At 72.4% G+C, this 23,114-nt stretch carries 18 protein-coding genes, 1 tRNA gene and 1 pseudogene; 7 read left to right on the top strand and 13 right to left on the bottom strand.

The window, feature by feature from the left end; translation table 11 throughout:
- Window positions 1-36: 36 nt before the first annotated feature.
- The 4 genes from ABZY31_RS05395 to ABZY31_RS05410 form a co-directional block, all read right to left on the bottom strand.
- The gene (locus ABZY31_RS05395; protein ID WP_356405058.1) at window positions 37-855 is read right to left on the bottom strand and encodes an ABC transporter ATP-binding protein; all 819 of its coding nucleotides are present in this window, start codon (window positions 853-855) and stop codon (window positions 37-39) included.
- A complete protein-coding gene (locus ABZY31_RS05400) occupies window positions 852-3,563 on the bottom strand; it encodes an ATP-binding cassette domain-containing protein (RefSeq protein WP_356405060.1) in 2,712 nt (903 codons plus the stop codon). Before ABZY31_RS05400 ends, ABZY31_RS05395 begins: the two co-directional genes overlap by 4 nt.
- A 10-nt stretch (window positions 3,564-3,573) precedes the next feature.
- On the bottom strand, window positions 3,574-4,848 hold the full coding sequence (locus ABZY31_RS05405) for an ABC transporter substrate-binding protein (RefSeq protein WP_356405062.1): 1,275 nt from the start codon (window positions 4,846-4,848) through the stop codon (window positions 3,574-3,576).
- Between the two features lie 123 nt (window positions 4,849-4,971).
- Complete coding sequence (locus ABZY31_RS05410) at window positions 4,972-6,786, bottom strand: AMP-binding protein (RefSeq protein ID WP_356405295.1); 1,815 nt, start codon at window positions 6,784-6,786, stop codon at window positions 4,972-4,974.
- A gap of 618 nt (window positions 6,787-7,404) precedes the next feature.
- Between ABZY31_RS05410 and ABZY31_RS05415 the strand changes: the two genes are divergently transcribed.
- Window positions 7,405-7,821 (top strand): (2Fe-2S) ferredoxin domain-containing protein, encoded by a 417-nt coding sequence (locus ABZY31_RS05415; protein ID WP_356405064.1) that lies wholly within the window; start codon window positions 7,405-7,407, stop codon window positions 7,819-7,821.
- Here the strand turns inward: ABZY31_RS05415 and fdhD are convergent.
- Window positions 7,818-8,663 (bottom strand): formate dehydrogenase accessory sulfurtransferase FdhD, encoded by an 846-nt coding sequence (fdhD, locus tag ABZY31_RS05420; RefSeq protein ID WP_356405066.1) that lies wholly within the window; start codon window positions 8,661-8,663, stop codon window positions 7,818-7,820. The genes ABZY31_RS05415 and fdhD overlap by 4 nt on opposite strands.
- Before the next feature lie 231 nt (window positions 8,664-8,894).
- Between fdhD and ABZY31_RS05425 the strand changes: the two genes are divergently transcribed.
- Window positions 8,895-9,836 carry a beta-ketoacyl-ACP synthase III gene (locus tag ABZY31_RS05425; protein ID WP_356405068.1) on the top strand — a complete coding sequence of 314 codons (942 nt, stop codon included), beginning with the start codon at window positions 8,895-8,897 and terminating at the stop codon, window positions 9,834-9,836.
- 190 nt (window positions 9,837-10,026) lie between these two features.
- Window positions 10,027-10,114 (top strand) — tRNA-Leu (locus ABZY31_RS05430).
- A gap of 271 nt (window positions 10,115-10,385) precedes the next feature.
- On the opposite strand, the gene ABZY31_RS05435 is transcribed toward ABZY31_RS05430, so the two are convergent.
- From ABZY31_RS05435 to ABZY31_RS05455, 5 genes are all read right to left on the bottom strand, one after another.
- Complete coding sequence (locus ABZY31_RS05435) at window positions 10,386-11,036, bottom strand: hypothetical protein (RefSeq protein WP_356405070.1); 651 nt, start codon at window positions 11,034-11,036, stop codon at window positions 10,386-10,388.
- Between the two features lie 184 nt (window positions 11,037-11,220).
- Window positions 11,221-12,126 (bottom strand): aldo/keto reductase, encoded by a 906-nt coding sequence (locus tag ABZY31_RS05440; RefSeq protein WP_356405071.1) that lies wholly within the window; start codon window positions 12,124-12,126, stop codon window positions 11,221-11,223.
- Window positions 12,123-13,310: a cupin domain-containing protein gene (locus ABZY31_RS05445; RefSeq protein WP_356405073.1), complete on the bottom strand. Its 1,188-nt coding sequence runs from the start codon at window positions 13,308-13,310 to the stop codon at window positions 12,123-12,125. The genes ABZY31_RS05440 and ABZY31_RS05445 overlap by 4 nt, the downstream gene beginning before the upstream one ends.
- A gap of 14 nt (window positions 13,311-13,324) precedes the next feature.
- The gene (locus tag ABZY31_RS05450) at window positions 13,325-13,462 is read right to left on the bottom strand and encodes a hypothetical protein (protein ID WP_165289379.1); all 138 of its coding nucleotides are present in this window, start codon (window positions 13,460-13,462) and stop codon (window positions 13,325-13,327) included.
- A 77-nt stretch (window positions 13,463-13,539) separates the two neighbouring features.
- The gene (locus tag ABZY31_RS05455) at window positions 13,540-13,662 is read right to left on the bottom strand and encodes a hypothetical protein (RefSeq protein ID WP_356405075.1); all 123 of its coding nucleotides are present in this window, start codon (window positions 13,660-13,662) and stop codon (window positions 13,540-13,542) included.
- 425 nt (window positions 13,663-14,087) lie between these two features.
- Between ABZY31_RS05455 and ABZY31_RS05460 the strand changes: the two genes are divergently transcribed.
- The 4 genes from ABZY31_RS05460 (at window position 14,088) to ABZY31_RS05475 (ending at window position 19,628) form a co-directional block, all read left to right on the top strand.
- Complete coding sequence (locus ABZY31_RS05460; protein WP_356405077.1) at window positions 14,088-15,344, top strand: helix-turn-helix domain-containing protein; 1,257 nt, start codon at window positions 14,088-14,090, stop codon at window positions 15,342-15,344.
- Window positions 15,345-15,358: 14 nt separating this feature from the next.
- Window positions 15,359-15,718: a hypothetical protein gene (locus ABZY31_RS05465; protein ID WP_356405079.1), complete on the top strand. Its 360-nt coding sequence runs from the start codon at window positions 15,359-15,361 to the stop codon at window positions 15,716-15,718.
- Window positions 15,719-16,077: 359 nt separating this feature from the next.
- Window positions 16,078-18,543: a penicillin acylase family protein gene (locus tag ABZY31_RS05470; protein WP_356405081.1), complete on the top strand. Its 2,466-nt coding sequence runs from the start codon at window positions 16,078-16,080 to the stop codon at window positions 18,541-18,543.
- Window positions 18,544-18,608: 65 nt separating this feature from the next.
- On the top strand, window positions 18,609-19,628 hold the full coding sequence (locus tag ABZY31_RS05475) for an alpha/beta hydrolase-fold protein (RefSeq protein WP_356405083.1): 1,020 nt from the start codon (window positions 18,609-18,611) through the stop codon (window positions 19,626-19,628).
- A gap of 55 nt (window positions 19,629-19,683) precedes the next feature.
- Here the strand turns inward: ABZY31_RS05475 and ABZY31_RS05480 are convergent, their stop codons facing one another.
- From ABZY31_RS05480 to ABZY31_RS05490, 3 genes and pseudogenes are all read right to left on the bottom strand, one after another.
- On the bottom strand, window positions 19,684-20,397 hold the full coding sequence (locus ABZY31_RS05480; RefSeq protein WP_356405085.1) for a hypothetical protein: 714 nt from the start codon (window positions 20,395-20,397) through the stop codon (window positions 19,684-19,686).
- A gap of 402 nt (window positions 20,398-20,799) precedes the next feature.
- A pseudogene (locus ABZY31_RS05485) lies at window positions 20,800-21,519 on the bottom strand (IclR family transcriptional regulator C-terminal domain-containing protein); the annotation flags it as partial.
- Between the two features lie 941 nt (window positions 21,520-22,460).
- Window positions 22,461-22,982 carry a sigma-70 family RNA polymerase sigma factor gene (locus ABZY31_RS05490; protein WP_356405087.1) on the bottom strand — a complete coding sequence of 174 codons (522 nt, stop codon included), beginning with the start codon at window positions 22,980-22,982 and terminating at the stop codon, window positions 22,461-22,463.
- Window positions 22,983-23,114: the final 132 nt, after the last annotated feature.

Below are 23,114 nucleotides of genomic sequence, written 5' to 3' on the forward strand. Positions count from 1 at the left end.
CTGGCGCTCTATTCCCCCTACCCGCGGCCGCCCCCCTCACGCGCCGCCCAGGTACGCCTCCCGGACCAGCGGGTCCGCCCGCACCCGCGCCGGCGTGCCCTCGGCCAGTACCGTTCCGAGGTCCAGCACCACCACGCGGGCGCACAGCTCCATCACGAACGCCACGTCGTGCTCGACCAGCAGCACCGCGCACCCCTCCTCCGACGCGAGCCGCCGCACCACCGCGGCCAGCTGCTCCCGCTCGGGCGCCGGCATCCCCGAAGCCGGCTCGTCCAGCAGCAGTACCCGGGGCGGATCGGCGACCGCCCGGGCCAGTTCCACCATCCGGGCGCTCCCCACCGGCAGGCCGCCCGGGTACGCCGCTCCGAGCGCCCCCAGCCCGCAGTCCGCCAGCACCCGCTCCGCCCGGGCCCTGCGCTCGCGCTCCCGGCGCCGCCGGGTCGGCGAGCCGACCAGGTCCGCGGCGAGGCCCCCGCCCCCGCCCCGCCACTCCTGGGCCACCAGCAGGTTGTCGGCCACGCTGAGCTGCCCGAACAGCTGCCGGCGCTGGAAGGTGCGGCGCATCCCGTGCCGGGCCCGCCACACGGCGGAGCGGCGCGTGACGTCCACGCCGTCGAGCAGCATCCGGCCGCCGTCGGGCCGCCGGATGCCCGACAGGACGTCGAACAGGGTGGTCTTGCCCGCCCCGTTCGGCCCGATCAGCCCGCACACCTCGCCCGCCCGGACGCCGAGGGACACCCCGTCCAGCGCCCGGACCCCGCCGAACCGCACGGAGATCTCCCGGGCCTCCAGGACGTACGGGCCCGCCTGCGCCGCCGCGCTGCCGGCCGGGCCCCCTTCCGCGGTCCGCGTCATGAGCCGATCCCCAGGTAGGCCTCGGTGAGCCGGTCCGCCTCCACCTCGGCGCGCGGTCCGCACCAGGAGACCCGGCCCTGGGACAGGCAGGCGACGGTGTCGGCGACGCCGAGGATCCCGGCGGCCTTCTCCTCCACCAGCAGCAGCGCGGTCCCCGCGTCGCGCAACTCGGCGAGCAGGCCGTACACCTCCTCCACCACCCGCGGCGCCAGCCCCAGCGAGGGCTCGTCCGCGATCAGCACCCGCGGCGGGCGCTGGAGCAGCGGGGCGAGGGCGAGCATCTGCTGCTCCCCGCCGGACAGGGACCCGGCGGCCAGGCCCCGGCGCTCTCGCAGCCGGGGAAAGCGCGCGTACACGGCCTCCCGGGCGGGGGCCTCGGGGAGGTACACGGCCAGGTTCTCCTCGACGGTGAGCGAGGGGAAGATGCCGCGCCCCTCCGGCGCGAGCAGCACCCCGGCGCGGGAGCGGCGTACGGGCCCGTCCCGGGTCGCGTCCCGCCCGTCGACGTACACGCTCCCGGCCGCGGCACCGAGGAGCCCGGCGGCCACCTTGCAGGCGGTGCTCTTCCCGGCGCCGTTGGGCCCGAGCACGGCCAGGATCTCCCCGCGCCGGACGGTGAGGTCCACCCCGAGCAGCACGGTGCCCCCGTCGTACCCGGCGCGCACCCCGCGCAGCTCCAGGACGGCTCCCTCGGCGCCGGCCGGCGTGCGGAGGGCGGCGGTGTCGGGGGCGGGGCCCTTCTCCGGGGCCTGCGCAGGGACCGCCCCGGCCGCGGCCGTGGCCCCGGCCGCGGCCCGAGCCGCGGTCCGCCGCCGGGCCAGCCGGGTCGGGAGCGCCGCGCAGTAACCGTCCGGGTCGTTGGCCAGGGCCACGCCCGCCAGCCCGAACAGGATCACCGGCAGGTGGGCCGAGGCGGTCACGTAGTCCGCCAGCACCCGCGGCGCCACCGCGAAGACGAGCCCCGCGACCACCGCGTACTGCGGCCTGCGCACACCGGCGGCGACGACCACGGCCAGCCACACCAGCCCGGTCAGCGCGGTGAAGTCGGTCGCCGTGATCCGGGTGTTGTAGGAGGCGTAGAGCACGCCCCCGAAGCCGGCCAGTCCCGCCGACAGCGTGAACAGCAGCAGCTTCGTGCGCAGGACCGACACCCCCGACGCCACGGCCGCCGCGGGGGCGGAGCGTACGGCGAGCATCGCCCGCCCCGACGGGGAGCCGCGCAGCGCGCTCAGCCCGGCCGCGACCAGCGCCACCAGCACCACCAGGGCCACGCCCATCGCCCGGTCGTCGGAGAGGTCCACCGGCCCGGCCGCGGGACGAGGCAGGGACCACCCGGCGTCGCCGTTGCGCAGCCACGGCAGCTGGAAGAGGACCTGGTCCGCCAGGAACGCCAGCGCGAGCGTGGCCAGCGCCAGCGAGCGCCCGCCGAGCCGCAGCGCGGGCAGCGCCACCAGCGCGCCGAGGACGGCGGCGGCGCAGGTGCCGGCGGCGAGCGCGGCGGCGAAGGGCCACCCGTGGCTCATCAGCAGCCCCGCGACCAGCGCCGCGCCCGTCACGAAGGTGGCCTGGGCCAGTGAGACCATCGAGCCGAGGCCGGTGAGCACGGTGAAGGACATGAACACCAGCGCGATCGCCAGGCCCTGCGCGATCAGCCCGCTCCAGAACGGCGTGGTCACGGTGTACAGGGCCGTGCACAGCAGTGCCGCGGCCGCCGCCCAGGGCCCCCAGCGCCGCCGCCACGGGGCGCCCGCGAGGTGGTCGGGCGGCGGTGCGTCGGCGGCGGCCGTCCCGGCGGTCCGGGCCCGCCGGGTCAGGACGAGCAGTCCGGCGAAGAGGATCAGGAACGGTACGGCGGTACGGAACCCGGTGATCCGCTCGGTGAAGGAGGCGTACCCGGCGACCAGGTTCTGCAGGACGCCGAGGCCGAGCCCGCCCGCGAAGGCGAGCGGGACCGAGACGAACCGCCCCAGCACCGCCGCCGTCGCCGACACGAAGAGGAACAGGGTGAAGTCGTGCGCGGACAGCCCGAGCAGGGGAGTGGCCAGTACCCCGGCCAGCCCCGCCAGCGCCGAGGCGATCATCCACGCGATGGAGGAGAGCCGGTCGGCGCTGATCCCGCGCAGCTCGGTGAGCGAGCGGTTGTCCACGGACGCCCGCAGCCGCAGCCCGAGCCGGGTGCGCCTCATCAGCACCCACAGGGCCACCGCCACCACGGCCGTCACCACCCAGGTGATCAGCTGGTCGGAGTCGACGCCGACCCCGTCGAGGGGCTCCCAGGAGCGGGCGGGGCTCGGCCCCACGCCCGGCAGCCCGAACTGGTTCTCCGCGGGCAGGACGTCGGCGCCCGCGTCCGCCAGCAGGTCCACCACCCACAGACCGGCGGCCGGCAGCGCGACCAGCAGTCCGATGGTGGCGACGATCTGTGCGCTCTCACCGATCCGGGCCAGGCGCCGGAACATCAGCCGGTCGAGGCCCCAGCCGAGGCCGGGGGCGAGCACGAGCACGACGAGCAGGGCCGCGGGGACGGCCGGCCAGCCCAGGCCCGAGTGCAGCTCGTAGAAGGTGAGCGCGCACAGGTAGGCGGTGGCCCCGTGCGCGAAGTTGAAGAGTCCGGAGGCCGAGTACGACAGCACCAGCCCGGTGGCCAGCAGCGCGTAGAGGGCGCCGGAGACCAGACCGCTCAGTACGAAGACGAGCAGATCGACCATGCCGTCGCCCCTAGGTGAAGGGGACGGGCTCGAGGCAGGTGAACGGGACGGCGACCTCGTACGCCCCGTTCCGCAGCCGTACGAGCGCCCCGCAGCCGAAGCTGTTCTTCTGCCCCAGCGGCTCCGCCCGGTCACCGACCAGCGTCCCGGTGTCGGAGAAGCCCTGCGCGGCCGCCTGGAAGGACTCCGCGGTCAGCTCGCGGCCCGCCTTGCGGGCGATCGAGAGGAAGAGGTCCGCCGACATGTAGCCGGTCAACATGTGCATGTTGAGCGGGACTTCGCGACCGTCCGAGGCGGCCTTGATGTCCGCCTTGAACTGCGCCATCTTCGCGTCCGCCGACTCGAAGGGCTGGAACTGCAGCAGGACGTACACCCCGTCCAGGGCCTGCCTGGTCGCGTCCTTGGCGAGCAGCCCCGGGTCGTAGTCGGTCGGATCGGACAGCAGCCCCCGGTAACCGGCGCGCTTGAGGGCGGTGAACAGGCCGATGTTGTTGGGGGTCTGCATGACCGAGACGACGGCGTCGGGCGCTGCGCCGCCGTTCGAGGAGAGCAGGTCCTTCACGTACGCCGACCAGTCGCTCGGCACGGCGGTGGCGGGCACGCTCGCCTTGGCGTAGGAGACGGTGAACCCGGCGCTCGCGAAGCCCTGGGAGAAGGTCCGCACGCCGAACTTTCCCGCGTCGCTGTCGTTGGCGATGACGGCGACGGACTTGCCCTTCGCCCCGCCCAGCACCTGCCCGATGCCCTCGGGCCAGGTCTGGTTGAGGGTGCCGCCGGGGGTGGGGACCAGGCAGCCGTTGAAGCCGTAGATGTAGGTGGGTCCGCAGAAGGCGGGCGTGGTGCCCCAGCCGAAGGTGGGCACCCGCTGCTGCTGGAGGAAGTCGGCGCCGGAGAAGGTCACCGAACTCATCGGGGACACCGCGAAGACCTTGTCCTGCTGGACCAGCTTGCGGGCGGCCGCCAGGTTCTTGGCGGGGTCCTGGCCGTCGTCCTGCGCACCGGTGTAGTCGATCTTCCGGCCGTTGACCCCGCCTTCGGCGTTGGCGCGCAGGTAGCGGGCCTTCGCCCCGAGGTCGGTGTCCTTCTTGCTGTAGCCGCCGGCGCTGGTCATCGAGACGATGCCGCCGACCTTGATGGAGGTGCCGCTCACCCCGCGGACGCTCCCGCCGGTCGCGCCCGCGCCCGTACCGGAGGACGAACCGTTGGCGCCGGCCGCGGAGTTGCAGGCGGAGGCGAGGGCGAGGGCCGCCGCGGCGAGGGCGAGGGTGCGGATCGGACGCAGCATGAATGGAGTCCCCTCCGGTCGGAATCTCCGCATTCTGTGCGTGAGCTGACGAGGCGTCAATATCAATGACGAGTAAAGTGACGAACCGTCAGTTTGATGGACGGGTCGCGTCGCGGCCGGTCGTCAGCCCTGGTAGAGCGCGGAGACCTCCCGCTCGTACGCCGCCTCGATCGCCCGCCGCTTCAGCTTGAGCGAGGGCGTCAGCAGCCCCCGCTCCTCGGTGAACTGGTCGGGCAGCACCCGGAAGGCACGGATCGACTCGGCCTGCGACACACGGGTGTTGGCGGTCACCACCGCGCGCCGGACCTCCGCGGCGAGGTCCTCGTCCCGCGTCAGGTCCGCCGCGGGCAGCTGCGGGCGGCCGCGCATCGCCAGCCAGTGCGCCACCCCCTCCATGTCCAGGGTCAGCAACGCGGCGATGAACGGGCGGTCATTGCCCACCAGCACGCACTGCGACACCAGCGGGTGCGAGCGCACCCGCTCCTCCAGCGCGGTCGGCGACACCGACTTCCCGTTGGAGGTCACCAGGATCTCCTTCTTGCGCCCGGTGATCGTCAGGTAGCCGTCCGCGTCGAGCCGCCCCAGGTCCCCGGTCGCCAGCCAACCCCCGCGCAGCACCGCGCCGCTCGCCGGCGGGTCGTTGAGGTAGCCCGAGAAGACGTGCGCCCCGCTCAGCCACACCTCGCCGTCGTCCGCGATGTGCACCGAGGTCCCCGGGATCGGACGGCCCACCGTCCCGTACTTCGTCGCCCCCGGCGGATTCGCGGTCGCCGCCGCGCAGGACTCGGTCAGCCCGTACCCCTCGTACACCGTGACCCCGGCGCCGTCGAAGAACAGCCCGAGGCGCCGCGACATCGCCGAACCACCCGACATCGCGTACCGGATCCGGCCCCCGAGCGCCTCGCGCACCTTGCCGTAGACCAGCCTGTCGAAGAACTGGTGCTCCATCCGCAGCGCCGCCGACGGGCCGGGACCGGTGCCGAAGGCCTGCTGCTCGCGCGCCTCGGCGTACCGCACCGCCGTCTCCACCGCCCGGTCGAAGGGGCCCGTACGCCCCTCGGCCTCCGCCTTGCGCCGGGCCGCCGCGAACACCTTCTCGAAGACGTGCGGCACGCCCAGCACGAACGTCGGCCGGAACGCCGCCAGATCGGGCATCAGCTCCGCCGCCGCCAGCACCGGCTGGTGCCCGAGCTTGACCCGGGAGCGGATCGCCGCCACCTCGACCATCCGCCCGAAGACGTGCGCGAGCGGGAGGAAGAGGAGCGTGGAGGCCGACTCGCCCGACCCCGCCCGGAACACCGACTCCCACCGGGTCGCCAGCGTGTCCGCCTCGTACATGAAGTTGGCGTGGGTCAGTACGCAGCCCTTGGGGCGGCCGGTGGTGCCCGAGGTGTAGATGACCGTGGCCACCGCGTCGGGGGTCACCGCGCTCCGGTGGCGGTGCACGACGTCGTCCGACACGCTCCGGCCGTCCGCGACGAGCTGCTCCAAGGCGCCCGCGTCCAGCTGCCACAGCCGGCCCAGTTGCGGTAGCCCCTCGATCACCGAGCCGACGGTCATCGCCTGGTTCTCGTCCTCGACCACCACGGCCGTGCAGCCGGAGTCGAAGAGGATCCAGTACGCCTGGTCGGCGGCGGCCGTCGGGTAGACGGGCACCGGCTGCGCGCCGACCGCCCACAGCGCGAAGTCGAACAGCGTCCACTCGTACCGGGTCCGCGCCATGATGCCGACCCGGTCACCGAACCGGATCCCCTGCGCCAGCAGCCCCTTCGCCAGGGCGAGCACCTCGGCGCACAGCTGGGCCGAGGTGACGTCGTGCCAGACCCCGCGGATCTTGCGGCCGAGCACCATCCGGTCCGGGTCCTGGAGGGCGTACTGGAAGACGGTGTCGGCCAGGCCCCCGACGGGCGCTTCCGTCACGACGGGTGGGACGGTCATCTCGCGCACAGCCGGCTCCTCTCGGCACGACTCCGCTCCGTACAGCGCCGGTGACGGTACCCCACCCGGGGGTCCCGGCGGGAGGGGACCGGAAGATCAGTTCCGCCGCCATCATCACTGGTCAGCGCGGAGCACCGGGCCGCGAACGGTCCCGCGGGGGAGACCTCCGGCGAATCTCCACGAGACCTGCGCCGCCCGCGCACGCGAAGGGGGCGCGGCCCGGTGCGGGTGGCGCGGCCCGCGGAGCCGCGGCGCGGGCGGGGCGGGGGGCGGGGCGGTCGCGGATCCGGCGGCCCGGGCCGCGCGGATTTCGCGCTGCGGGACGCGCTGCGGGCCGCCCGCGGCAGCGCCCCGGGTCGGCCGCGGCCGCGCCTCCGCGGGCGGCCCGAGGCAGCGAGCCGCCTGTCCGGCCCGCCCGCGGCAGCGAGCCCGCCTGTCCGGCCCGCCCGCGGCAGCGAGCCCGCCTGTCCGGCCCGCGCGCCCGTGCAGTTGCTGGTGTGCGCGGTGCTCGCCCGCCGCCGCGCGGCCGACCCGGACCCCGAACTCCCCGCCGGGCGTGTGGTGGAGGTCTCGCACTCGGCCCAACACCCCGCGCCCGGCGCCCGGTAACGTGCGTCGGTGACCTGGATACGCCCCCACTCCGCCCATGCCGAACGCCCCTGCACCCTGGTGGTGTGCCGGGGCTGCTGCTGCGGCGACCCGCGCAAGAACCCCGGGACCGACCACGCCGGCCAACTGGCCCGGCTGCGCGCGGCCGCCGAGGAGTCGGGGGGCCGCCTGGCCGTCCGTACCGTCGACTGCCTCGGCCCCTGCGCCCAGGCCAACGTGATCGTCGTCCAGCCCGCGACCGCGGCCCGCCGCAAGGGGGCCCGCGCCGCCTGGTTCGGCTGGGTCATGGACGACACGGCCACCGACGACATCGTCGACTGGGCCCTGGCGGGCGGCCCCGGCGTGGCCCTCCCGCCGGACGCCCTCGACCTGCACCGCATCGAGCCCCCGGCCCCGAAGAAGACCCGCCGCGGCCGCAGGCTCTAAACGGTGTCCCGCGCGGGCAGCAGGATCCGCTCCTCGCCCGCGTAGACGTTCATGTTCGGGCCGCGCAGGAAGCCGACGAGGGTGAGCCCCGACTCGACCGCCAGGTCCACGGCCAGCGAGGACGGCGCGGAGACCGCGGCCAGCACCGGGATCCCCGCCATCACCGCCTTCTGCGCCAGCTCGAAGGACGCCCGCCCCGACACCAGCAGGACCGCCCCGGCCAGGGGCAGCCGCCCCGCGCGCAGGGCCCGCCCGACGATCTTGTCCACCGCGTTGTGGCGGCCCACGTCCTCCCGTACGTCCACCAGCTCGCCCTCCGCCGTGAACAGCCCGGCCGCGTGCAGCCCGCCGGTGCGGTCGAACACCTTCTGTGCGGCGCGCAGCCGGTCCGGCAGCTCCCCGAGCAGGCCGGCCGGTATGCGTACGGGGTCGGCGGCGATCCCGGGGAAGCGGCTCGCCGTGCGGACCGCGTCCAGGCTGGCCTTGCCGCAGAGGCCGCACGAGGACGTCGTGTAGACGTTCCGCTCCAGCGTGATGTCCGGGACCGGAACTCCGGCCGCGAGCTGCACGTTGACGATGTTGTAGGTGTTGCTGCCGTCCTCGGTCTGACCGTCACAGTAAGTGACCGCGCGGATGTCCTCGGCGTGGGCGAGTACCCCCTCGCTCACGAGGAATCCGGCCGCCAGCGCGAAGTCGTCGCCCGGGGTGCGCATGGTGATGGCCAGCGGCTTTCCGTTCAGCCGGATCTCCAGCGGCTCCTCGGCGACCAGCGTGTCCGGGCGCGTCCCGGCCACACCGTCCCGGATCCGGACGACGCGGCGACGCTCGGTGACCCGTCCCATGGCGATCAGCCCACCCGTTCTCTCGTCGTGCCGGTCCGCCGGCCCGTACGGACCCGCTCCGGGCCTGTCAGGTTCATTCTCGCGTATCGCTCCATACCGGTGCTCCGCAGGAAGATCCTCTGGAATCTCCAAATTCCACCGCAGGAATCCTGTCGGGTCACGCGCACCCGTACCGGTCAGTAGCAGGCAAAGCTGGGTCATCCTGACTGCCGTACGAGGGGGATCCTGCCCATGACCGGTTCACGCGTGGTGGCTCTGGGGCACTACCAGCCCGCGAAAGTGATCACCAACGAGGACCTCGCGGTCATGGTCGACACGAACGACGAGTGGATCCGCTCCCGGGTGGGGATCAAGACCCGCCGGATGGCGGGCCCCGACGAGCCCGTGGACGAGCTGGCCTTCCAGGCCGCGGGCAAGGCACTGGCGAGCGCGGGGCTGACCCCCGACGACATCGACCTCGTCCTCGTGGCCACCTCGACCGCGATCGACCGCTCGCCCAACATGGCGGCCCGCGTCGCCGCCAAGCTCGGCATGGGCGCCCATCCGGCCCTCATGGACATCAACGTCGTCTGCTCGGGCTTCACGCACGCCCTGGCCACCGCCGACCACGCGATCCGCGCAGGCTCCGCGACCCGCGCGCTCGTCATCGGCGCCGACAAGATGACCGAGATCACCGACTGGACCGACCGCACCACCTGCGTGCTGACCGGCGACGGCGCGGGCGCCGCGGTCGTCGAGGCCTGCGAGGAGCCCGGCATCGGGCCCGTCCTGTGGGGCTCGGTCCCGGAGATGGGCCACGCCGTCCGCATCGAGGGCACCCCGCCGGTCTTCGCCCAGGAGGGCCAGTCCGTCTACCGCTGGGCCACCACCCAGCTGCCGCCGCTCGCCCGCAAGGCGTGCGAGCGTGCCGGGATCACCCCCGAGGACCTCGCCGGGGTCGTCCTGCACCAGGCCAACCTGCGGATCATCGAACCCCTCGCCGCCAAGATCGGCGCCGTCAACGCGGTCGTCGCGCGCGATGTCGTCGACTCCGGCAACACCTCGGCCGGCAGCATCCCGATGGCCCTCTCCAAGCTGGTCGAGCGCGGCGAGATCCCCTCGGGCGCCCCCGTCCTGCTCTTCGGCTTCGGCGGCAACCTCTCGTACGCGGGCCAGGTCATCCGCTGCCCGTGAGCCGCGCCGCGGCCCCGCGCCCCGCCCTCACCACCCGCAGGCGCACGCCGACCGGCGGCGCGCCCGCCCGCACCCCGGGACCGCGCGCCGCCCCGGCAGGCTGCTGACCACCGTTTATGCGGGTGAGGAGCACTCCGAACCTTTGCTATTGTTGTCCATGTCGCCGCGGGAAACCGGGGCCGACCACCTGGTCCGGGTGGCGGAATGGCAGACGCGCTAGCTTGAGGTGCTAGTGCCCTTTATCGGGCGTGGGGGTTCAAGTCCCCCCTCGGACACCAGCTGAGACCCCACTTCACGTGGGGTTCTTTGCTTTTCTAGGCTGCGGTGTGACCAACCACGTGACCAACAGCCCAGAGAACCGCCAGGTCAGACCAGGGATGACAGGCCGTTGTCGTCACCATCCTTCGTGAGCCTGCGTACTGGTAGGCATTGCCCGGCTGCTGCAATCCACCACGATGATGTCAGGGCCGGGCCACCGACCAGCATTTCTTCCGCTGAGGCACTCCGTATGCAGACAGCGGCTGGGAAGATGAGATCTGCACGGGCCGGTCAGGCGCTGACCTCCGAGTGCACCGGGACCGGTGGCCGAACGCCCGTGAGTGATTTCGCGCGAGCGAGTAGGCGCGGGGCCAGGTCCGGGTACCAGCCACGGGCCACGGCTTGCAGCATCTCCGCCAGGGCCGCCAGCTCCCCGACTCGGCCGGCTGGGGAGTCCAGGACCGAAGCGAACTCCAGACGGATACGGTCCGCCACGTCGGGAACGAGCAGGCTGTTGGCATGGAGGAGGCCCGCGTCGTATCCGTAAGGCACCAGGCCCCATCGCTCCCAGTCCAGCAGGGTCAACGGCGTGGTCGTGACGTTGCCCCAGTGCAGGTCACCGTGACCGGTCACCCGCTCGACCCTGGCAGGGGCCGGGATGCCGAGGAACTGGGGGAAGGCGCGTTCGATCCATCCGTCCCGCACAGTGACCTTCACTCCCTCCACCCCAGCGAGCAGGGCCAGGGCTCGGCGCAGGTCTGCCCACCACTCGGCAGGCAAGCCAGGGTCGTGGTCCAGGTCGGCCCGATCCGGGGACACGACGGGGTGCGTCACGTAGTCGAGGACTTCGGCCTCGAAGGCCCACTCGCCGTCAGTCCAGTCGTGCACCTCGTACAGGTGTGGGCGCGGGACCGCGTCGGGCACCAGCAGGGAGGCCCCCACGATGCCCTCCCCCTGCTTCCTGCCCGCGTTTCTCTTGGCGGTCCGGCCTACCCGTAGCCACCGGTCCCCTGCCTGCCGTCCGAGGGTGGCACCTTGGAACCCGCAGGCCAGTGGACCAGTGCACGCGAGACCCAGCGCCTTCGCCGCCCTGTCGTGGGCAGCCTCCATCAGGGTCTGTACGTCCTCACTCGGCGGCGAGTTCATCGGTCACCCTCCTCAGTTCCTGGGCCGTCAGGGGCGCGGCCAGAGCCTTCGCCGCATCGTCCCAGTGTTCGCGGGTGCTCGCGGACGTCAGGACGACATCGAGGCCCGGGCACGATCCGGCAGCCAGCAGGGCAGCGGCTGCAGCCGATAGGCCGGGGCGGATGAAGTCCACCAATTCGGGTGTCATGGCATCCAGCAGTTCGCCGCCGTGCAGAGGGGCGGAGCCGAACGCGATCAGCCCCGCGTCCTTCGCCTGCACCAGCGATCCGCCGCCGTCGAGTGCCTGCCTGATCAGGTCGTCCATGATCAGACTGACGGGCATCTGCAACGCCGTGAAGTGGTGCTCAGCGGAACCCGCCGCCTGTCCGGCGAGCGCAAGCAACTCGGGCACCGTGAACGCTTCAGAGGTCAGGCCCGTCCAGGTGGCGACGCCGTACCCGCCGATCCTGCCCGCATGGGCGAACTCTTCCAACGCCGTGAAGGCTTCTCGTATACGCCAGTGCAGAGCGGCACGGTCAAGGCCGTTCCCGTGGTGCTCGGGGTTGTGCACGAACACCAGGTCCACGCGGCCGAGTGAGCCCAACGAACGCTCCGTCTGCCAGCGAACGAAGCCCGGTTCGAGGCTGTGTCGGCCGGCCGTCTCTTCCCGGGTGAGCGCGCTCTCAGCCAGGGCGGTGCGGCCTTGCTCTTCCGTGAAGAACCCCGTCTTCGTAGCTACCCGCGCGCTCGGGTACTCCCCGAGAACCGGGCGCAGCTCCTCATGCGCCCGACCGTGGGCGTAGTTGGGTGCTGTGTCTACCCAGGGGCTACCGGCAGCCAGGGCGGTGCGTGCCGCCTGACTGACGGCACGCACACGGTATGTCCCCAAGGAGAGAGCGGCGGTCACAGTGCGGTCCCCACGACCGCGACGGCATGGCCCTCGATGAGGGCGGAGACCAGGTCGGCCACGTCCTTGATCTCCAGTCCGGAGGAGTGGGCCATCTCGCCAAGCGTGGTCGGCTGACCGGCCAGCAGCGTGCCGAGGACGGTCGCGGCCGACTCGGCGAAGTCCCAGGCGGTACCGGCCGCCGAGAACGTGACCGTGCTGTGGGCGGGGTTCGCCGTCAGACGGCCCCGAGGGGCGGTCAGCCTGACCGTGATTTCCGGCCGTGCGGGCAGCCCGTCCACGTAGGGCAGCGAGGGAATCGCGTGCCCCAAATCGGTCGTGTCGATGGACTCCGCCCACCGCTTCACCAACCGGGGATCGGCCAGCTCGTTCAGCACCTCACCGCGTAGCGCGGCGATGAAGTCGGAGTGCTCACTCAGTGAGGCGAACCGCGGGATGTCCCTGCGCAGCGCGAGGGGCGACCGGAGCTGATCCACGACCCAGAGCATGAGGTCCGCGCCCGTGTGCGGGACCATGCCGAACGTCAGGTGCAGCGACTCCGTCCCCTGGTCGGCCGTGACTGCGTGCCACCAACCGCGCGGCAGGTAGAGCACATCACCAGGGGCGAGAACGATGTCCGCCACGGGGTCGCCCTCGGGCGTCTCTGGCGACTCCACGTCCCGGAAGGTCGGAGCCTCGCGTGTGGAGCCGAACAAGCGCCACCGCTTCGAGCCGTGAACCTGCACCACCACGACATCGTGGTCGTCCCAGTGCAGGCCGAAGCCCTCCCGATCGGTCCAGGACGCGTACGCGTTGGCCTGCACGGACGTACCGAGGAACCGTTCGAGACCTTCGGCAGCCGCACCCACCGCCGGGTGGATCTTCTCGACCGCATCGAGGACCAGCGACGCACCGTCCTTGAGCTGGGCATGGAAGTCGGCCGGCTGGATGCGGGACCAGGTGACCGCGCGGCGGTTCGTGGTCGGGATCGCGTAGCGGTGAAGGGGGACCATCTCGCCGTCGGCCGACAGGCGCAGCCGGGGCGGCTCCAGTCGCTGTGTGGCGATGATCCGGTTGAGGTCGTCCCAGGAGAACAGGCCCGCCGTGGCGGCGGTGCCGGGGAAGTGCGCGTAGGAGCGGTGGTACGTCTGGGCGAGGAACGTGTCCCCGCCCAGACGCCCCGCCCACGAGGCTGCATCAAGCATCGTGGGCAGCCCCGCTAGTCGTTGCCATCGGAACGGCCGCTACTGACGTCGGACTCCTGCTCGGCGCGGGTGCGCGCGGCGACGATCTTCCGCTTCGCGACGAGCAGGCCGCCCCCCTCGGGGGCCGCCGAACCGGTGTTCTCTTCCACCATCGGACTTACCTCTCTACTCGGGAACACCCGCCGGGAATCCGGCGGGAGGAATGGGAGGGCAGCAGCCTTCGAGGCAGCTACCGCGTCGCAAGGGCTCCGGCGAGGAACACGGCCGAGCCGCCGAGGACCACGGCCAGGTAGAGCGGGCCTGCGTACCGGCCGAAGCGGCGCAGCACCCAGTTCCGTAAGCCAGACCTCACGCCGTCCTCGGCTCGATGTCAGCCGGGCGGAGCGACGTGGCGGACAGTGACTGATGGCCCGTGCAGCGGGCGCACCCGCAGGGCGGGTATCGCCCTGGGTCGGACAGGATGACGAAGGCGTCACCCTCCTGGACGCTGGTGCTCTGCTGCCAGGTGCGACCCGAGTCGCGGGAAACCCGAAGGATCATGAGAACGCGGCGGTCAGCTCCGAGGCCCTGATACTGGGCGGAACCGAAACCATCGCGCGCCATGCCGTTCTCCGTTGCCATGTCCGCACCTTTCCGAAGGTTTGCCCCCGTGCCCGTTTGCGACAACACCAAGGAAAGCGCGGGGAGTCCGAGCCCTCCACGGCATCAATGCGGCACTCTTGATGCACATCCGTGCACGGGAATGCCGTGGGTTCAGGTCACGGGAAGAGGGGCGTCATGGGACTGGCGGAACGGCGCAAGACCCTGGGTTACAGTCAGGAGAAATTGGCCGAGTTACTTGGCGTGGACCGCACAACGGTCGGACGCTGGGAGAGCGGCAGGGTCGCACCGCAGCCGCCTCAGCGGCCAGGCTTGGCAGCCGCCCTCGAAGTGAGCCTTCAAGAGCTGGACGCCCTTCTGACACAGCCACGAGCCGTAAGCCGGACGACCAGATGCCAGCAGCCCAGTGACCACCCGAGTGCGGGAGACCCAGACGAAGTGATCCGCCGCGAATTCCTCCGCATCCTCACCGTCAGCGGGGCGCTGACCGCCTTGCCGCTGGACGAGGCGGAAGCCCTCTCCGACGGGGTCCTCAGGGGCGCACCGGGCGACTTCGCGCGGATGAACGGGCACCTGTGGCAGGTCTACCAACTGGCCCGCTCCAAGGGGTCCGTCTACCCCGTCGTCCGCGACCAACTGACCACCCTCAACGAAGCTCTCGCGGTCGACACCCGGGGCAACTCCCGCCCGCTCCTGAGCGCAGCAGCCGACCTCTTCCAACTGGCCGGGGAAGTTGCCTTCGACGCGAACCGGTACACGGACGCGGCCGCCTCCTACGCCCTTGCAGCATCCGTCAGCAGGGACGCCGGAGCCTACGACCTGTGGGCGTGCGCGCTCGTCCGGCACGCCTACGTGGACATGTCGGAGCAGCGCTACCGGCAGGCGGCACAGGTCCTGGGAGCCGCCGAGCGGCTGGCCGGGCGAGGTGACAGTAACCTCGCCACACGGCACTGGGTCGCCGCCGTCCAGGCAGAGGCGTACGCCGGCCTGGGCGACCTCACCGCATGCGAGCGCGCCTTGGACCAGGCGGAGCACGTCATGGGCCTGAGCGCGGGCAGCACCAACGGCGGGTGGCTGCGGTTCGACGGGACGCGGCTGGCCGAGGAACGGGGAGCCCGCTACGTCCAGCTCGGACGGCTCGACCTGGCGGAGGAAGCGTTGCAGTGGGCACTGGAGCAGACCGCCCTTGCATCCGGGCAGTCCTACCGGCGGCGCGGCGCCGTCCTGACCGATCTCGCCGCCATCGGCGCCAAGCGGCGCGACCCCGAACACGTCGTCGTGTACGGCCGGGAAGCCCTCCTCCTGGCCCAAGCCTCATCCTCCGGATACGTCGCCCGTAGACTCCAGGCCCTGTGCGACGAGTTCGGCCCCCTGAGCAGGGACCACCGCGTAGCGGAGCTGGGGGCGGAGATCGCCGCGCTCAGCACGCCATGACGAGAGGGGTTGGCATGTCGCAGACCGATGGTGCACGAGTGTTCCGGGAAGCCTGGATCGCGGGAGTGCACCAGCACTTCCCCGGGGAGCCGAAAGCCGGGTACGTGACGCCTTGGGACGACACCCCGCAGTGGGAGCGCGAGGCGGCAAGCTCGGTCTACGCCCAGGTCCGGCAGTTCATCGAGATCAGCGGCGGACACGCATCAAGGCTGTCCCGCCAGCAGAAGAGCCGGTTCGTCGCGACGTGCTGGATCGCCCAGATGTTCAAGCACTTCGAGGACCCCAAGCCGGGTTACGTGGCCGACTGGCCCGACCTGCCGAAGTGGCAGCAGGAGACCGACGCCGACATCTTCGAGGCCATTGAGAAGGCCTGATCGAGCGGGCGAGATCGCCCGCCCCTGGCCAGGTTGGGCACATGACCAACGGGTGACCAACAGCGTCCTGAGACGGCCTGAAACAGCAGGAAAAGACAGAAACAGCAGGACTGCCGAACCCCTGCCCCGACAGGTATTCACGCAGGTCAGAGCGCCTATAGGCTGGCGCCCGAGTGGTGAGTTCAAGTCCCCCCTCGGACACCAGCAGGAACCCCACTCCGGTGGGGTTCTTTTGCGTTCCCGGTGCCGCCCGCGCCCCTGCCGGCGGGCCGTCCGTGGCGGTGTCATCGGGATTTCATCGGGGCTCCTTAGCGTGGTCGAGTTCGGACAGGGCTCGCACGGCGGGGGAGGACGGTTCGATGGGGCTCAGGAGCATCAGGGCAATCAGGGCGCGGCTGCCCGTGGCGGTCGTGGTCGCGGTGGCGGTGATGGGCACGATGGCGGCCGTGGGGGCGCCGGCCGGCGGCGGCGGGGCGGCGGGGGCGGACAAGCCGACGATCCGCTACACCGAGTACGGCATCCCGCACATCATCGCCTCCGACTGGGCGGGGCTGGGCACGGGCTACGGGTACGCGGTGGCCAAGGACAACATCTGCACCCTCGCCGACACCTATCTCATGGTCAACGCCCAGCGGTCGCGCTATCTGGGGCCCGACGGCAGGACCAGCCCCGGCGAGCACCAGAACACCACCAACAACCTCAACAGCGACCTGTACTTCCAGCGGATGAACGACGACCGGGTCGTGGAGCGGCTGATCGGCCTGCCCGCCCCCGACGGGCCGGAACCCGAGGTCAAGGACGCCATCCGCGGCTACGTCCGGGGGTACAACAGGTACCTGGCCGAGACGGGCGTGAACAACATCTCCGACCCCGCCTGCCGCGGCGCGGCCTGGGTGCGGCCGATCACCGAGCTGGACGTCTACCGGCACGCGCACGCCGAGATCATCATGGGCACCGCCGACGCGCTGCTGGAGGGCGAGGTGAACGCGGCGCCCCCCGGCGCGTCGGCGGCGCCGGCCCAGGCGGCCCCCTCGCCCGAGGAGACCGCGAAGAGGATCCGCGACGCGATGGCCGCCGGCCGGCAGCAGGGCATGGGGAGCAACGCGCTCGCGGTCGGTTCGCAGGGCGTGTCCGGGGGCACCGGCATGCTCCTCGCCAATCCGCACTTCCCCTGGCAGGGCAAGAACCGGATGTGGCAGAGCCAGTTGACGATCCCCGGGAAGGCCAACGTCTCCGGGGCCAGCCTGCTCGGCTTCCCCGCCGTGAACATCGGGCACAACGACGACGTCGCCTGGACCCACACCGTCGCCACGGTCGCGCCGTTCGGCTTGTTCGACGTGCAGGTGGACCCGCTGAACCCGACCAGGTACCTCGTCGACGGCGCCTGGCAGCAGATGACCTCGCAGCAGGTCGGCGTCGACGTACGGAAGGCGGACGGCACCGTCGGCAGGGTCACCAGAACGCTGTGGGCCACCCGTTACGGCCCGATCACCACCTCCGTCCTCGGCACCCCGCTGCCCTGGGTGGTCAGCGCGCACGCGGTGCGCGACGTCAACATGGACAACCTGCGCGCGCTCAACACCTGGTTCCACCTCGACCAGGCCAAGGACGTCGACGACGTGGTGCACACCCTGGAGAGCACCCAGGGCGTCCCCTTCTTCAACACCATCGCGACCGACCGCAAGGGCAACGCCCTGTACGCGGACATCCAGGCCACCCCGAACATCACCGACGCGCACGCCCGGTCGTGCCTCACGCTGACCGGCCAACTGCTGTTCGACCAGACGCTGCGGCTGCCGAACGTACCGCCGGTCTCCGTCCTCGACGGCAAGCGCAGCGCGTGCGACTGGCCCGCCGACCCGAACGCCGTGGCGCCCGGGCTGCTGGACCCCCACAAACAGCCCCGCCTGATCCGGTCCGACTTCGTCGGGAACGCCAACGACAGTGCCTGGCTTGCCAATCCGGCCCAGCCGCTGTCCTTCCCCCGCGTGATGGGCGACACCACGGCGCCCCGGTCGCTGCGCACCCAGGAGCTGATCCTGACCGCGCAGAACCGGATCAACGGCAACGACGGCCTCCCGGGCAGGGGCTTCACACCGCAGAACATGCGGCAGTTGCTGTTCACCGACAACAGCCGGGCCGCCGACCTGGCCCTCAATGCCACCGTCGCGGCCTGCCAGGGCGCATCCTTCGGGCTCGTCCTGGTGGACGGCAACCTGGTCAACGTGAGCGAGGCCTGTCCGGTGCTGGCCGCCTGGCAGGACCACGACTTCACGGCGAACAGCAGGGGATCGTGGCTGTTCGAGAACTACTGGGTCCGCCTGCTCGGCGGTCAGGCGATCGAGAAACTTCCGTGGCGCGTCCCGTTCGACGCCAACGACCCCGTGCACACCCCGAATTCGCTGGATTCCGGCAACTCGGCGGTCCGCGACGCGCTCGCCCGCGCGGTGCTCTCGCTGCGCACCGCGGGCGTGCCGCTGAACGCCCGGCTGGCGGACGTCCAGAAGGTCACGCGCAACGGCGAGAAGATCCCGGTCCACGGCTCGATGAGCGAGCTGGGGGTTCTGAACGTGGTCACCCCGGGCCTGGTCGACGGCAAGTTCGACATCACCTTCGGGTCGAGCTTCGTCCAGCAGGTGCGGTTCACGGCCGACGGCCCGCCGCAGACCTCCTCGGTACTGGCCTACTCGCAGTCGGCGAACCCCAACTCGGCCCACTACGCCGACCAGACCAGGCTCTTCTCGGCGGGCCAGTGGGTGACCGAGCGCTACACCGAGAACGACATCGCGGCCTCTCCGGTTCTGGAGGTCAAGGTCCTGGACTGAAACCGCCCGGCCGCATGATTCACCGACATGTCCATTGATTGATCGAGACACCGAAGGAGCATGCTGTGACGAGGACTTCGAGCCGATGGCGCGCGGTGGTGGCCCTGATGGCCGCGATCGTGGCCCTGGCCGTGCCGGCGGGTGCGGCGCGGGCCGCCGACGGGACCGCGCCGCCGGTCATGACGGACGGCTTCGGCCTGACCCAGGTCGACGCGCCGGTGGGCGGCGCCACCAACTTCTACATCACCGTGACCACGCCCGAGGTGGCGGGCAAGCACCACATAAAGATCATCCTGCCGAGCGGTTACCACGACGATCCGGGCAGGCGCTACCCGGTGCTGTACTTCCTGCACGGTTCGCCCGACGACCCGATCCAGCAGAACTATCCGGCGCTCACCACCTCGAACCAGATGATCACCGTGATCCCGGACGGCGGGCCCCGGGGTTGGTACGCCAACTGGCTCAACCAGAAGACCGCGGCCGGAGCCCAGAACTGGGAGAACTTCCACCTCAAGCAGGTGATCCCGTTCATCGACGCCAACCTGCGCACCATCGCCGCCAAGAAGGCCAGGGCCGTCGCGGGCATCTCCATGGGCGGGTTCGGGGCGCTGCACTACGCCCAGGTCCGCCCCGACCTGTTCGCCCAGACGGCGTCCCTGTCCGGCGACGTCGACCTGTCGGTCAGGTCCATGGACCTGCGGATGGCCGTGGTCGGGTCCCTGGTCGCCTACCAGCCCAGCGTCGACAGCGACGCCGTGTTCGGCTCGCCCTACCCGGTGTTCAACGCCGACTGGCGGTTCAACGAGGTCGATCCGGCGGCCCACATGAACAAGCTCGCGGGCGTCGGAGTCTCCCTCTACGTCGGCAACGGGCGCGGTGACGTGACCGACCCGGAGTTCTGGGTGGAGAGCGCCTCCCAGCACGTCAAGGACAGCATGGACGCCCTGCACATGCCCTACTACTACGTCGACTACGGTGACGGCTCCGCTTGGGGCAGTCAGTGCAACGGCGGCCACAACGCGGGCTGTTGGGAGCAGGACCTGCGGGACCTGATCCCCCGGCTGGAAACGGCGTTCGCCGCCTGACCGCCGACCGGGCCGGCGCCCTCGCGCGCCGGCCCGGGACGTCGCCTCCGCCGCGTCAGGCGGTCTCCTCCGGCCGGGCGGTCAGGCGCGCCGCCGTGAGCCAGAGGCCGGGGGGCAGGGTCGGTTCCGCCTGGGTGTCCATCAGCATGCGGGCGCAGAACTCGGGCCCGTTCCCCTCCTCCGGGAACTGCTCCAGGTAGCACGCGCCGAGGAGCCGGTAGCGCGGGTTGCCGGTGTGTAGCCGCCGGTGCTGCTCCGCCTCCGACTCCAGGTCACCGCTGCCGCGGACGAAGTCCTCGGCGAGCAGGAAGTCCGCGAAGGGCTCGGCGTGGGCGGCCAGTTCGTGGACCAGGATCTCCACCAGGCAGCCGGGCCAGTCCAGTTCGGCGTCCGCCGTGACCTTGACCTTGATGGCGAAGCGTCCGGTGGGGTGCGTCTCGCGCCAGGCGCGCACCTCGTCGGCCGTGGCGTGGGTCAGGTCCTCTTCGGTGCCGGACGCCGTGAAGCCCGACAGGCAGGTGCCGCCGCCGGGCTTGCTGCCGAAGGATCCGTACACCACCACCTGCGTGTCCGGTACGTTCCCCAGCTTCATGAGAAGGGGCGTGGCGAGGCCGTCCTGGACGGACACCAGGGTGTCCCCGTCCGGTTCCTCCCACAGCTTCCACCGCGCGTCCTCCGGGACCGCCGCCCGGTCCACCGCGGTGAGCTGCGCGTGCGCGAGCATCCAGATCGCGTCGGACAAGAAGGTTCCCCCGAAGCTGATGGTCATGCTGCTGCCCCCTCGGCATCCGTACTGACGTCGCGGGAACACTATCCGCTGGTTTGCACAACAGGCCGGGGGAACAGGGCAATTGACACCGGCACGTGGGGCGCGGGCCGTTCAGGTGTGCAGGACGACCAGGCCGCCGCCGGTCCCGAGCGGGGGCAGCGGGGCGAAGGTGCGGGGGAGGGCGAGGACCGGGCGGCCCCGCTCCTCGGGTCCGGGCGCCGCGTCGAAGAGGTACGCCGCCTCGGCGGCCGGATCGCTGACCAGGTGCGGCCCCCGGGACGCCGCGGCGCCGGCGGCGCGGGTGTGCCGGGTACGGAAGGCGCCGCGCAGGTGGCGCAGGGTCTGTTCGGCGGTCGGCGGGCCGGCCGGAGGGGCCGCGTCGACCGGGGGGAGCGCGCCGGTCAGCAGCAGGGCGAGCAGGACCGGTACGGCTTTGCGGCGCAGGGTGTCGGTGGCGACGCCGAGGCGGTCGGCGTGCGCCACGGGCAGGGACAGCGCCAGGCTGCTCGCCGTACCGCCGGCTCCGAGCGGCACCGCCGAGCAGACCACGCCGGGGGAGTACTCGCGCAGGTCGAACACCGGCTCGCCCGGGGCCAGCGCGTCCAGGGTGTGGAAGAGGACCCGGCAGTCGGTGATGGTGCGCGCGGTGAGCCGGGCGGGCCGGTGCCGCGCCACGTGGTCGGCCCGGTCGTCCGGACCGAGCTGGGTGAGCAGGCATTTGCCGACCGCGCTGGCGTGGGCGGCCGCGCGGAAGTCGATCCATTCCTCGACGGGCGGGGTGCCGGGCCCGTCCGCCATCTGGGTGATCCGGACCTCGCCCCCGGCGTACCGGCTGAGGTAGAAGGCGGCGCCCGCGCTGTCCCGGGCCAGCGCCAGGGTGTGCTGGAGCTGGGCGGCGAGCCCGTGGCCGCCGGGGGCGCCGAGACGGTCCAGCGCGGGACCGCGCCCGAAGACCCCCGCCGCCGGGCGGTTCGCGTACTCCTCCTCGCACAGCATGGCCAGCACCGGGCGGAGTTCCGCCTCGGCCAGCCCCGTCTCCCGTCCGATCCGGGCGGCGCCGACCCCCAGGGGGTGCCGCTCGATGGCGCCCACGACGGCCAGCGCGCGCCGCGCCGCGGCCAGTGCCCCGGTGGTGTCGGCATCGGCCGCGCGGGGACGCGTACCCCGGCGCGGGGCGGAAGGGGCGGAGGTGACGGAAGGGGCGGCCCGGGCGGCTTCCGGCCGGCCCTCCGCGCGGCCCGTCCCCGGGGGGACCCGCCCCCCGGCATCCGGCCCCCGGCCCCCCCGGCCGGCCTCCGGGCCCGGGGGGCCGTCCGGCTCGCGGGCCGGGGCGGTGGGCAGGAACGCGGGGAGCACCTCGGCCAGCCCGGGCCGGGGCAGCGGCACCGGACCCAGATCGATGTCCTCCAGCTGGTCCACGTACCGCAGGACCCGGGCCTGTGCGCACAGCCGGATCTCGCGCAGGTCGCGCGGCCCCCCGGGGAGGTAGCCGAGGCGGGCGAGGTCGGCGGCCCAGAACCGCGCGTCCTCGTGTTCGCCGCGCCGGGAGTGGTCGAGGAAGAGGCAGTAGGCGGCGGCTTCGGTGTGCGCGGCGCCGGAACCGGCCGCGAACTGCCACCAGAACCGAGCGCCGTCGCGCAGCCCGGCGAGGTGCAGCAGACAGGCGAAGACCAGAGCGCCGGGCGGATCACCGCACCGGCCGGCGGCGAACGCGCGCAGCCGCGCGGCGGCTTCGGGCCCGCAGACCACGGCCAGGCTGACCGCTTTGAGGTCGCGGCGGGCCTGCTCGGCCTCCACGGGCCGGTCGCGGGCCGGATCGCTCCAGCCGGGCGGTCCCGGACGGGCGCGGGCGGCGGCGGCCCCGGCGGCGGCCGCGCGGGTGCGCAGCAGCAGCCGGGTCTCGGCCGCGCCCAGGTCGTAGTGCGGGTAGCGGTCCGGGACCCGGGCCCGGGCCAGGAAGTGGGCCAGGGTGCGGGCGGGACCGCCGTTCCCGCCGTCCCTCGGGCCCGCGTGCCCGGTGCGGCCCGGATGCTCGGCGCTGTCCGCGTGCTCGCCGTGGTGGGTCATGGCGCGGGCTCCCCGCCGAGGAGCCGGGCGAGCCTGCGGCGCGCCTGGCTGAGGTGGGAGCGCACGGTGGCTTCCTCGACGCCCATCACGTGGGCCGCCTCGCCGGTGGTGCAGTGCAGTCCGTAGCGCAGCAGGACCGCGTCGCGCTGGCGCTCGGCCAGCCGGGAGACCGCCGTGTAGAACCGGATGCTGTCCGTCAGCACCTCGTACGGATCGACGGCGGCGTCCTTGAGGGCGGCCTCGAAGGCGCTGATGTCCATCGGCCGCGGCCGCCGCTCGCGCGTGCGCTGCACGTCGACGATCCGGTGTTTGAGGACGGTCCAGGCGTACGCCTCCAGCCGGTCCATGTGGAGCATCCGGAGCCACTCGTTCATGATCGCGTCGAAGGCGGCGTCGACGGCGTCCTCCGCGTCCGCTTCGGAACCCAGCTGCAGGTACGCGAACCTCATGTACGCGGGCCGCCGGTCGGTGTGGAAGGCCCAGTACGACAGGCGCGCCCGCGTGTCCCACTGGCTCATGGGCGTAGCCGGCCGCTGCCGTCGGCTCGGCAGCCCCACCGCCCCACCGGATTCCTCCGGTCCGCCATCGCTCACCGCTCCACCTCTCCCCCTCGTGGCACTGGAGGTGCTCGCCCCCCACCCTGCCAGCGT

Source organism: Streptomyces sp. NPDC006529 (assembly GCF_040611795.1).
In the GTDB taxonomy this organism is placed as follows: domain Bacteria; phylum Actinomycetota; class Actinomycetes; order Streptomycetales; family Streptomycetaceae; genus Streptomyces.